This window comes from Microbacterium sp. CPCC 204701, assembly GCF_004010105.1.
GTDB lineage: Bacteria > Actinomycetota > Actinomycetes > Actinomycetales > Microbacteriaceae > Microbacterium.
The window spans coordinates 1-8,839 of sequence record NZ_RRYE01000099.1 but is presented as its reverse complement, the minus strand read 5'-3'; the positions used below and the strand labels follow the sequence as shown (position 1 = coordinate 8,839).

13 protein-coding genes are annotated in these 8,839 nt (G+C 69.7%); 6 read left to right on the top strand and 7 right to left on the bottom strand.

What is annotated here, in order from left to right:
• Window positions 1–401 precede the first annotated feature (401 nt).
• The 5 genes from EIO58_RS08210 to EIO58_RS08190 form a co-directional block, all read right to left on the bottom strand.
• Complete coding sequence (locus EIO58_RS08210) at window positions 402–653, bottom strand: glutaredoxin family protein (protein WP_127819117.1); 252 nt, start codon at window positions 651–653, stop codon at window positions 402–404.
• Window positions 650–949 (bottom strand): rhodanese-like domain-containing protein, encoded by a 300-nt coding sequence (locus tag EIO58_RS08205; RefSeq protein ID WP_127819116.1) that lies wholly within the window; start codon window positions 947–949, stop codon window positions 650–652. Before EIO58_RS08205 ends, EIO58_RS08210 begins: the two co-directional genes overlap by 4 nt.
• Before the next feature lie 115 nt (window positions 950–1,064).
• The gene (locus EIO58_RS08200; protein ID WP_003792170.1) at window positions 1,065–1,163 is read right to left on the bottom strand and encodes a 30S ribosomal protein bS22; all 99 of its coding nucleotides are present in this window, start codon (window positions 1,161–1,163) and stop codon (window positions 1,065–1,067) included.
• Between the two features lie 82 nt (window positions 1,164–1,245).
• Window positions 1,246–1,437 (bottom strand): helix-turn-helix domain-containing protein, encoded by a 192-nt coding sequence (locus EIO58_RS08195; protein WP_019182077.1) that lies wholly within the window; start codon window positions 1,435–1,437, stop codon window positions 1,246–1,248.
• 96 nt (window positions 1,438–1,533) lie between these two features.
• A complete protein-coding gene (locus EIO58_RS08190) occupies window positions 1,534–2,463 on the bottom strand; it encodes a TetR/AcrR family transcriptional regulator (RefSeq protein WP_127819115.1) in 930 nt (309 codons plus the stop codon).
• Between the two features lie 109 nt (window positions 2,464–2,572).
• Here EIO58_RS08190 and EIO58_RS08185 point away from each other — a divergent pair, with 109 nt between their 5' ends.
• Window positions 2,573–3,508 (top strand): ATP-binding cassette domain-containing protein, encoded by a 936-nt coding sequence (locus EIO58_RS08185; RefSeq protein ID WP_127819114.1) that lies wholly within the window; start codon window positions 2,573–2,575, stop codon window positions 3,506–3,508.
• Window positions 3,505–4,311: an ABC transporter permease gene (locus EIO58_RS08180; RefSeq protein WP_127819113.1), complete on the top strand. Its 807-nt coding sequence runs from the start codon at window positions 3,505–3,507 to the stop codon at window positions 4,309–4,311. Before EIO58_RS08185 ends, EIO58_RS08180 begins: the two co-directional genes overlap by 4 nt.
• Before the next feature lie 55 nt (window positions 4,312–4,366).
• Here EIO58_RS08180 and EIO58_RS08175 read toward each other — a convergent pair whose 3' ends face one another.
• Entirely contained in the window at window positions 4,367–4,774 is a 408-nt protein-coding gene (locus EIO58_RS08175) for an ArsR/SmtB family transcription factor (protein ID WP_127819112.1), read from the bottom strand.
• A gap of 68 nt (window positions 4,775–4,842) precedes the next feature.
• Here EIO58_RS08175 and EIO58_RS08170 point away from each other — a divergent pair, with 68 nt between their 5' ends.
• Complete coding sequence (locus EIO58_RS08170) at window positions 4,843–6,282, top strand: TrkH family potassium uptake protein (protein ID WP_127819111.1); 1,440 nt, start codon at window positions 4,843–4,845, stop codon at window positions 6,280–6,282.
• A complete protein-coding gene (locus tag EIO58_RS08165; RefSeq protein ID WP_127819110.1) occupies window positions 6,275–6,946 on the top strand; it encodes a potassium channel family protein in 672 nt (223 codons plus the stop codon). Before EIO58_RS08170 ends, EIO58_RS08165 begins: the two co-directional genes overlap by 8 nt.
• Before the next feature lie 2 nt (window positions 6,947–6,948).
• On the opposite strand, the gene proC is transcribed toward EIO58_RS08165, so the two are convergent.
• Window positions 6,949–7,794: a pyrroline-5-carboxylate reductase gene (gene proC, locus EIO58_RS08160; protein WP_127819109.1), complete on the bottom strand. Its 846-nt coding sequence runs from the start codon at window positions 7,792–7,794 to the stop codon at window positions 6,949–6,951.
• A gap of 71 nt (window positions 7,795–7,865) precedes the next feature.
• Between proC and EIO58_RS08155 the strand changes: the two genes are divergently transcribed.
• Window positions 7,866–8,285, top strand: a complete 420-nt coding sequence (locus EIO58_RS08155) for an ArsR/SmtB family transcription factor (RefSeq protein WP_127819108.1) — start codon at window positions 7,866–7,868, stop codon at window positions 8,283–8,285.
• A gap of 1 nt (window position 8,286) precedes the next feature.
• The coding region (locus EIO58_RS08150; RefSeq protein WP_164861591.1) for an SRPBCC family protein at window positions 8,287–8,839 on the top strand (553 nt) is incomplete at its 3' end.

Below are 8,839 nucleotides of genomic sequence, written 5' to 3'. Positions count from 1 at the left end.
CGCCGCCCGGCGTCGGCGTCCCGCGGCCGCACGCGCTGCCTCACACCGGCCCGTCGCCCGTCACGGCGGGCCACCGCGACGGCGCTCGGCCTTCCGCCGGCCGAGGCATCCGTCCCCCGTCACGAGTTCAGGTGATCTCACCGGCGTAGGACGATCCGGCGCGAATCGTCCTACGTACGCCGCATCGCCTGATCCGGCGACAGCCGTTTACCGAGGGTGGTTTCCGCTACGAGCCGCTTCACCGCTGCCGTGTGCCGCGCGCGGCATCTGCCGCGCGATGCATGCACAAGGAGATTCCGATGGCGGCCGAGTTCGAGCTGTCGACCGACAAGGGCGCGACTGGCGTCTCGATCCGAAGGCGTCGAGATCGTCGAGATCACGACGGTCGCGGGCTGACCCGATCAGCCCGCAGACGCGAGTGCGGCGCGCAGCCGGTCGGGCGACACTCGCCAATGACCGTGCAGCTCGCCGTCGATCAGCACGACCGGGATCTTCTCCCACCATTGCGCGTACAGCGCCGGATCGTCGGAGATCGAGCGCTCCTCGACCTCGACGGCGTCCTCGGGGAGCTCGGCCACGACCGTCTCGACCACGTCCCGCGCGACGTCGCACAGGTGGCAGTCGGGCTTGCCGATGAGCGTGAGTCTGGTCACGCCGCGCCTTCGACGGGATAGCCGGCGGCGATCCACTCGTCGGTGCCGCCGTCGACGTTCGTCGTGTCGTAGCCGCGGGCCGCCAGGGCCTCGGCGACCCGCGCGGAGCGGCCTCCGACCTTGCAGATGACGTCGAAGGCGCCGTCGGGAAGTTCGTCGAGCCGTTCGCCGATGACCGACATCGGCAGGTTGACGGCACCCGGCACGTGGCCCGACTCGTACTCCCACTCTTCGCGCACGTCGATGAGCGGGGTCGCTGCGCGCTCACGCAGCTCGTGGACGGTGATGGACTTCATGATCCGCCTCTCTGGGGGAACGCGGGCGCACCCGAGACACGAAGCGCCCCCGTCGACCGGGTGCCGTGTCTGCGAAGACGGGCGCCGGTCGGGGGACGCTTGGTGCGGATGCCGCTTACTTCTTGTTGCGGCGCTGGTGGCGAGTCTTGCGAAGCAGCTTGCGGTGCTTCTTCTTCGCCATGCGCTTGCGGCGCTTCTTGATGACAGAACCCACGGAGAACCTCACTATGTCGGGGTCTGGGCGCGCACGTGCTCGCCCGGGAACCGGCAGATTTCGAAAAATGCCTCGGATCAGTCTAGCCGACGTCGGCGATCGGCCGTTGCAGGGCTTCGGTCACCGCGGACTCGGGCACCCGGTAGCTGCGACCGAACCGGACCGCGGGGAGCTCGCCCGAGTGCACGAGACGGTACACCGTCATCTTCGAGACGCGCATGAGCTCGGCGACCTCGGCAACGGTGAGGAAGCGTACGTCCGGCAGCTCCGCCATGTCGATCCCCTTCCCCAGAAGTACTGACCACACTCTAGGACCGCCGAGGGGCGCGTGTAAACCTGTGTGGCCTGTGAGACAGCTGGTACGACGCCGTCAGGATTCTCCGCGGAGCCTCGCGCGGCGCTCGCGGGCGTCGCGCGCGGCCAGGCGTTCGAGCTTGCGCGCGTCCCGGAGGGCCTTCTCGGCCTCACGCACCGCCTTCCGCGCCTCGCGGTACTTCTTGTCGTCAGCGACGTCGGCATCCTCGAGCCGCGCCCACGGCGCCCGCTCGGCAGCGCGACCCTGGGCGACGGCATCAATGTATGCGGCAACGCCGTCGAGGCTTCGCTCGAGGCCGAACGCGAACGGGTCCGACTCGTCGAGGAACACGCCCGCGTCGATAGCGGCGCGCAGGTGCGGGTAGGCGTCCTCGGTGATGAGCGCGCGGTACATCGCATCCTCGCGCGCCGTGATATCGCCGCCGGTGAGCCCGCCGTCGCGTTCGGCGCGCTGATATCCGGCGAGGACGATGCCCGTCCAGCGTGCCGCCCCCGTGACGAGCAGCAGCACCGAGAGTCGCTCCTCATGGCTGAGCGGCGTGTCGGCGAGCGCGGCCAGCCCGGCATCCATCCACGCCGCACTGTTGGGCGTGGCGGGAGAGCCGGTGATCGGCACCTCCAGGACCCACGGGTGCTCCATGTAGTGATGCACCTGCTGGCGGTAGAGCGCCGTGAGACGCTCGCGCCAGTCGCCGGCCGCGAGGACCTCCTCCGACGGCAGACCGGTCGCCTCCTCCTGCATGAGCAGGATCAGATCGTCCTTGGCGGTGACATAGCGGTAGAGCGACATCGGCGTGAAACCGAGCTTCGCGGCGACGGCGGCCATCGAGACAGCGCCCAGGCCCTCGGCATCCGCGATCTCGACGGCGGCCTCGACGATGCGCTCGACGCTCATCTCGCGTTTGGGGCCCCGCTGCGGATTCGCGGCGACACCCCAGGCGAGAGCGATGCCGCGCGGGAGCTCGGGTTCGGGGGCGTCGGTCATCTCGTCAGTCTAGGACTGTTTATTACGTAAACAGTGTGTTACCGTCATAAACAGTTACTGACGTAAACAGTTTCTGCAGTACACAGACCACACATGAAGGGATGCCTCGATGAGCAGCCGCTCCACACCACCGGCCGTCGACGTCCGCGGCCTGCGCAAGGGCTTCGGACGCCATACCGTCCTCGACGGGCTCGACCTCACCGTCGAACGCGGCGAGGTCTTCGCGCTCCTCGGCCCGAACGGCGCCGGCAAGACGACCACCATCAACATCCTCACGACGCTCGTGCGCCCCGACGCCGGCACCGCCACCGTGGCGGGCATCGACGTCGTGCAGGCACCCGAGCAGGTGAAGCAGCGGATCAGCCTCACCGGCCAGTCGGCCGCGGTCGACGACGTGCTCACCGGCAACGAGAACCTGGTGATGCTCGCGCGCCTGTCGGGTCTGTCGGCCCGCGCGGCGCGCGCACGGGCGACCGAGCTGCTCGAGCGCTTCGCGCTGACGGATGCCGGCGCCAAGCGCGTCGGCACGTACTCCGGCGGCATGCGGCGCCGGCTCGACCTCGCCCTGAGCTTCGTCGTGACGCCCGAGGTGCTCTTCCTCGACGAGCCCACGACGGGGCTCGACACCCGCAGCCGCCGTGAGCTGTGGGACGTCATCCGCTCCCTCGCCGAGGCGGGCACGACGGTGTTCCTGACGACGCAGTACCTCGAGGAGGCCGATCAGCTCGCCGATCGCATCGCGGTGCTCGACGGCGGATGCGTGGTCGCGAGCGGCACTCCGGCTGCGCTGAAGGCGCGCGTCGGCGGCGACACCGTCGAACTGCACGACGCCCACGGCGACCTGCTGCGGGAGGTGCCCACCGACGGCACCGTGTCGGGGCTGCGTCGCGCGCTCGACGTGCTCGACGAGTCCGGCGCAGAGGGCGTCGTCACCCTCCGTCGCCCGAGTCTCGACGACGTGTTCCTCGCCCTGACCTCATCCGACGGACGCGGCCGCGCCGACGCGCGCGAGGCCGAGGCATCCGCATTGAAGGAGATCGCATGACCACCCTGACCGCGACCCCCGCCGCGCCGGCGCTGCGCCCGCGTATCTCGGGCCTCACCGCCGAGAGCGTCTTCGTGCGCCGGAGCCTCCTGCATTCGCTGCGCGACGGGGAATCCCTGCTCATGGCGATCCTGCTCCCCGTGATGCTGATGCTGATGTTCACGTGGGTGTTCGGCGGCGCCATCGACCCTACGGGCGACTACGTCGACTACGTCGTGCCCGGCGTGATCCTCACGTGCGCCGGCTTCGGCGCGGCGTCGACGGCCGTGTACGTGGCCGGCGACATGAAGGCCGGCATCATCGACCGGTTCCGCACGATGCCGCTGCGCGCGAGCGCGGTGCTGACCGGCCACGTCGTGGCCAGCCTGCTGCGCAACCTCTTCGCGACCGCCATCGTGATCGGCGTGGCGCTCCTCGTCGGATTCCGTCCCACTGCGGACGTGTGGGGATGGGTCGGGGCGATCGGCGTGATTGCACTGTGGATCCTCGCGATCACCTACCTGTTCGCGGCCATCGGCCTCGCGTCGGGCAGCCCGGAGGGCGCGAACGGATACGGGTTCATCATCCTGTTCCTCCCCTACCTCTCCAGCGCCTACGTGCCGGTCTCGACGATGCCGGAATGGCTGCAGGGCGTCGCCGAGTACCAGCCCGTGACCCCTCTCATCGAGACGATCCGCGGGCTCCTCATGGGCACTTCGGTCGCCGGCACGGTGGGATGGGCGATCGCCTGGTGCGTCGGCATCCTCGTGGTGTCGTTCGTATGGGGAGCCTGGCTGTTCCGCCGGAAGGCCGGGCGGCGCTGACCCGCATCGCTCCGGAGGACGGTCCTGCCGCTGCGCGGGATCGTCCTTCGGTGCGTCAGCGGCCGGGGAGCTTCTTGAGGGCGGCCTCGAGGGCATGCTTGGCGGATGCCGCGGCCCGGCCGACCACTTCGGCCGCATGCGCCGCGGAGTCGGGCAGCGACGGCTGCGCCGTGGGGGTCTCGTCGGTCGCGCCGTCGAGGAACGGCACGAGCCAGTCGTCGACCTCGTCGAGCGGGTCGGCCGACAGGCTGTAGTAGCGGTGCTGCCCCTCCTCGCGCACCGAGACGAGGTGCGCGTCGCGCAGCACCTTGAGGTGCTTCGAGACCGTCGGCTGGCTGGCGCCGAGCTCGTGCACGATGTGCGACACGCTGGTGCCGCGTTCTCCGGCGGTCGACCTGTCGAGCAGGAGTCGCAGGATGTCGCGACGCGTGCCGTCCGCGATCACGTCGAAGATGTCCGCCATGTGCTCAGATTAGTCGGGACACTTGCGGAGTACCATGACTCGGGTCTCTCAAACGAAGGGGGCGACGCATGGCGACGGACCCGGCTGGGTCGCTCATGCGGCGCGTGCCCTCGGCGCTCAGGGAGGCATGGGACGTTCTGCGCAACCTGACGACGACATCGCCGGCACGGTTCGCGGTCCTCGTCTTCGTGTCGCTGATCCTGCTCTTCACCGCGCTGCTGTCGCTTCCGGCGTCAGCCGCCGACGGTCGCCGGATCTCGCTGGCGGACGCCGTGTTCACCGCGGTCTCGACGATCTGCGTCACCGGCCTCACCACCGTCGACATCGCCACGACGTTCTCGCCCTTCGGGAAGGTCGTGATCTTCCTCGGCGTGAACATCGGCGGCATGGGCGTGCTGACACTCGCGTCGATCCTGGGTCTGGTGATCTCGAAGCGCCTCGGGCTTCGTGCCAAGCTCATCGCGGCCAGCGACACCAATCCGATGCGTGCGCATGCCGGTCCGGTGAACGAGAGCCAGACGGTGCGCCTCGGCGAGGTCGGCCAGCTGCTGCGGACGGTGGCGCTGTCGACCCTGCTCATCGAGGGCATCGTGGCCGTGGCGCTCTATCCCTCGCTCCTGCTGGCGGGCATCGGACCGCTCGAGGCGCTGTGGGAGGCGCCGTTCTACGCCGCGATGGCGTTCACCAACACCGGGTTCACGCCCAACGTCGGCGGGCTCGAGCCGTTCGCCGACGACTACATGCTGCTGACCATCCTCATGATCGCCGTGTTCCTCGGCAGCATCGGATTCCCGGTGATCTACGCGCTGTTCAAGCATCACTGGCACGTGCGCCGGTGGCCGCTGCACACCAAGCTCACGATCATCACGACGGTGCTGCTGTTCTTCGCGGGCGCGGCCGCGTTCCTCGCGCTCGAGTACAACAACCCGAAGACGTTCGGATCGATGGATGCCTGGGACACCACGTTCCAGGCGTTCTTCCTGTCCGCGATGACGAGGTCGGGCGGGTTCGCGGTGGTCGACGTCGGAGAGCTCTACGGCTCGTCGCTCATCGTCGGCTGCATGCTCATGTTCGTCGGGGGCGGATCGGCTTCGACGGCCGGCGGCATCAAGGTGACGACGCTCGCCGTGCTCGCTCTGGCCGTGTGGTCCGAGGCGAAGGGCCGCCAGTCGGTCGAGGCGTTCGGCCGGCGCATCCCGAGCGACGTGCAGCGCGTCGGCCTGTCGGTCGTCGCGTGGGGCGCGACGATCGTCGCGCTCTCGACGATCGTCATCGCGCAGATCAGCCAGGAGCCCATCGCCGATGTGCTCTTCGACGTCATCTCGGCGTTCGGAACGGTCGGGCTGTCGACGGGCCTCACGGCCGAGCTCTCCGACCCCGCCGTCTACGTCATGGCGCTGACGATCTTCATGGGGCGCATTGGTACAGTGACACTCGCCGCGGCCGTGGCCGCGACATCCCGTTCGCAGCTCTACTCGCTGCCCGTGGAAAGGCCCATCGTTGGTTGAGCGGATCAGAAGCGACGCACCCGTCCTGGTGATCGGGCTGGGGCGCTTCGGCGCCGCCTGTGCGGGAGAGCTGGACCGCCTCGACCGCGAGGTGCTCGCGATCGACGACAACCTCGAGCTCGTGCAGAAGTGGTCCGAGCGGGTGACCCACACCGTGCAGGCGGACGCGCGCAACATCGACGCGCTCAAGCAGATCGGCGCGGCGGACTTCCAGGTCGCGGTGGTCGCGGTGGGCTCGTCGATCGAGGCATCCGTCCTCATCACCGCGAACCTCGTCGACCTCAAGGTGCCGCAGATCTGGGCGAAGGCGGTGTCGCAGTCGCACGGCAAGATCCTCGCCCGCGTCGGCGCGAACCACGTGATCTACCCCGAGCGCGAGGCGGGCGAGCGCGTCGCGCACCTCGTGAGCGGACGCATGCTCGACTTCATCCGCTTCGACGACGACTTCGTGCTGGCGAAGATGTACCCGCCGAAGTTCGTGCGCGGGGTGGGCCTGAACGAATCCGGCGTGCGCACGAAGTACAACGTCACGGTCGTCGGCGTGAAGAGCCCGGGCCGTCCGTTCCGCTACGCCGAGGCGAACACGGTCGTCACCAACCACGACCTGATCATCGTGTCGGGGACGAACTCCGACATCGAGCGCTTCGCCGCGCTCGACCGCTGACGCTACGCGCCCTCCGCCAGCTCCCTCGCGCGGGCGAGGGCGGCGTCGGTGGCCCGTGCGAAGACGTCACCGAGGCGGGCGTCGTGCAACACGGCGACGGCGCGTTCGGTCGTGCCCTTGGGGCTCGTCACGCGGCGGCGGAGCTCCGCCGGGTCGTCACCGGATGCCTCCAGCAGCGCGGCCGCGCCGATGAAGGTCTGCTCTGCCATGAGCCGCGCCTCGGCCTCGCCGAAGCCTTTGCCGATCGCCGCCTGGGTGAATTCCTCGACCACGAGGAAGAAGTAGGCCGGGCCTGAGCCCGAGATGGTCGACAGCGCGTCGATCTGCGACTCCGGCACCTCCACCACCGTGCCGACGGTCTCGAAGAGGCGCCGCGCCACAGCGACCGCGGCGGCGTCGGCGCGCGTGCCGGCAGCGAGCCCCGTGACCCCGTGGCCGACGAGCGACGGCGTGTTCGGCATCGACCGCAGCACCACCGAGCCGTCGCCGAGGATGCGCTCGAACGTCGCGATGGTGACACCCGCCGCGAGGCTCACCACGATCGTGCCCGGCCGCAATGCGGGGGCGATCTCGCGCAGCAGGTCGGGCACCATCGCCGGCTTCACGCCGATCAGCACGATGTCGGCCAGGGCCGCGGCATCCGTGTTCCCGGTGGGCGCCTCCTCGAGTGCGACGCTCGTGACCCCGTCGAGCTCCGTCAACTCTGCGGCTCTGGCGATCGAACGGTTGGTCGTCGTCACGCCGGCCGTCGCGAGGCCCGACCGGGCAAGGCCTCGCGCGATCGCACCGCCCATGGAACCGGCCCCGAGGATCGCGACGGGCGGGAGCGGAGCGTTGGTCTCAGGCATGTCGCTCATCTTACGAGCGGCCTGCATTTTTCGCTCTTGACTTATATAAGCAGTGCTGAAATTATGGAGTCATGCACGCGCTCGACATCCTCGGCGACCCGGTGCGCCGGCGCATCCTCGAACTCCTCGCTGAGGGCGAGCGCAGCGCCGGCGAGATCGGCGATGTCGTGCAGCGCGAGTTCGGCATCTCGCAGCCGGCCGTCTCGCAGCATCTGCGGGTGCTGCGAGAGTCCGGCTTCGCCACCGTGCGCCCCGAGGGCACGCGCCGGCTCTATGCGATCGACCCTGCGCCGCTCGAGACCGCGGCGACGTGGTTCGACCCGTTCCGCCGCTTCTGGCAGCCGCATCTCGATGCCCTCGGCACCGAGCTCGCGCGCGGCCGCCGCTCGCGACGTCTCGCCGCCGAGGCCGCGCAGTCGGCCGAGGCGACGACGGATGCCGCGCCCTCCCCCGATGAGCCATCCGACCCCGACGAACCAGAGGAGAACTGACATGGTCGATGTGAACGCCCAGGTCGACGCCGTCACGCGCAGCGTCGCCACCGCGAAGCTGGACGACGACGAGGCGTACGTCCAGACGCTCGCGCAGGAGTACCCCAGCCCGATCGAGGACGTGTGGGACGCCGTGACGAATCCCGAGCGGATCCCACGGTGGTTCCTCCCCGTCAGCGGCGACCTGCGGCTGGGCGGGCGCTACCAGTTCGAGGGCAACGCCGGCGGCGAGGTGCTCGAGTGCGCACCCCCGGCCGACGGCGCGGCGCACTACCGGATCACGTGGGAGTACGGCGGTGGCAGCAGCTGGGTCGTGGTCCGCCTGACGGCGACGGATGCCGGCACGACGAGACTCGAGCTCGAGCACACCGCCCGCGCCGCCGACGTGCCGCCCGGGTTCTGGGAGCAGTTCGGACCCGGCGCGACCGGCGTCGGCTGGGACGGCGGCCTGCTGGGGCTCGCACTGCACCTCGCCGGCAGCGGCGATCTGACACCCGAGACGAACGAGGCGTGGGCGGTGTCGGACGAGGGCAAGGCGTTCCACCGCGCCGCCG